General features: G+C 53.3%; 1 protein-coding gene. It reads right to left on the bottom strand.

Annotated elements, in window-relative coordinates:
* Positions 1-342 (bottom strand): hypothetical protein (locus tag AC1RPR_RS08510; RefSeq protein ID WP_481763517.1); only part of this gene is annotated, 342 nt, incomplete at its 3' end.
* Positions 343-362 lie beyond the last annotated feature (20 nt).

Here is a 362-nt window from a genome sequence, read left to right as displayed (position 1 = left end):
CTTGTATGCTTTGTCAAAAGCCCGCACCACCCGATCGCCAACATCTCCTTCAGGTCGATAGAACCAATAGAGTGGGCCGAATTTGTCATGCGTCTTGCGCCCCTTGTACACGCGGCTCGTGTCGCACCCAAAAACCTTTCCGCGATGAGGCTCGTCTCCATTGAGCACAGCCAAAATCTTTGCCTGCGGGACCTCGACTATAGCATCCTTTTGGGGCAGATGGCCATCTTTTTCGATCTTGCCAGAAGCGATACCTTTGCTGATACCGCTGACCTTGAAAAACACGGGACGCCGGGCACCGTCTGGCTGCCCAATGGCGTAATCACCGACTTCAACTTTCATGCACTGCTCCTAAAACGCAA

It is taken from the genome of Dellaglioa sp. CoH-57-MRSF-22 (assembly GCF_056781895.1).
This window is presented reverse-complemented; position numbering and strand designations above follow the sequence as displayed.